The organism is Fulvivirga aurantia, assembly GCF_009711475.1.
In the GTDB taxonomy this organism is placed as follows: Bacteria; Bacteroidota; Bacteroidia; order Cytophagales; family Cyclobacteriaceae; genus Fulvivirga; species Fulvivirga aurantia.
Window position 1 is genome coordinate 1 of the sequence record NZ_SMMD01000233.1, and the last position, 1,115, is coordinate 1,115.

Here is a 1,115-nt window from a genome sequence, read left to right on the forward strand (position 1 = left end):
GCCTTTTCTTGAGCGTCATTAAAGACACCCACCTTCCGGGCTTCTTGCCTACCTTTATTAAAATTGGCTGATATCATTTTAAAGGCTTTTTTGGTTTCCTCGAAGGCCGCTTGTGGATCTTCAAAAGTATCGGTAAGATATGGCTGTACCTCTTCTTTCTTATCCATGTACTCTTGCTTTACAAAATAACCTGCCGTAACCACTACAAGCACTACTGCTGCTACTCTGCTTATGTCATAAAAAAGCCTTACTACTTTTCCTTTTTTAGGTGCTCCTGATTCTTGCAGACTGCTAATCTTGTTGAGCACACTTTTATCAAAAACTTCGTCTAGTTGCCCATCTTGCCTTTCTTGCTCGTAATACACAAACAAAGACTTGTAAGGCATGAGGTGATCGGGTACCTCCTCTTCGCTAAAGAACTTCCGAAGCTCCTTCTCTTCAACAAGGGATGTTTCACACTCCCAATATTTTGCCAACAACTGCTCTATTCTCTCAAAGTCCATATGCGTTGATGTTTATTAGATTCTCTTTTATTGCTTTTCTTGCCCTAAACAAGTTCACTTTCACCTGATTCATATCGATGTCCAGAATATCTACTATCTCTTTGTAGCTATACCCCTCTACATCGCGCAATTGAATAATTTGCCGCTGCTTCTCAGGAAGTGTAGATATTATTCGGGCAATGTTTGTCATAGTATCATTTGATTCAACTGATCGATAAGGCGTTACATCCTCACCACTACTTACATCGAAGCCTTCTTTTATGCTATCGGTGTTTTTATATTGTTTTGATTTGAGTCTATCCAATGCCATGTTTCGAGTAATCCTCATGCACCATGCCTCCATATTTTCCAGCTGATACATCTGCTCTCTTTTATTCCAAACTTTTATAAGCACCTCTTGCACTATATCTCTGGCTTCCTCTTCATCTTTAAGAAACCTGAAAGCAAACCTATATAGCTTGTCTTTTACTGGAAGTACTCGAATTTTAAAAGCTTCTAAACTCATGTTTCAATAGGGAGACGACCCCAACTAATGGATGTTACAATGTAAATAAAAAAAAGATTGAAAATTTATTAAGTAACTGTATATGAGAAACTTAAAATTAACCACTT

Annotated in this window: 1 protein-coding gene and 1 pseudogene; both read right to left on the minus strand. The window is 37.9% G+C overall.

Going from position 1 to position 1,115, the window contains the following annotated elements:
* Window positions 1-503 (minus strand): annotated as a pseudogene (locus tag E1176_RS00775) (hypothetical protein); the annotation flags it as partial.
* Window positions 493-1,008 carry an RNA polymerase sigma factor gene (locus E1176_RS00780; protein ID WP_155208686.1) on the minus strand — a complete coding sequence of 172 codons (516 nt, stop codon included), beginning with the start codon at window positions 1,006-1,008 and terminating at the stop codon, window positions 493-495. The pseudogene E1176_RS00775 and the gene E1176_RS00780, both read right to left, overlap by 11 nt.
* Between the last annotated feature and the right edge of the window lie 107 nt (window positions 1,009-1,115).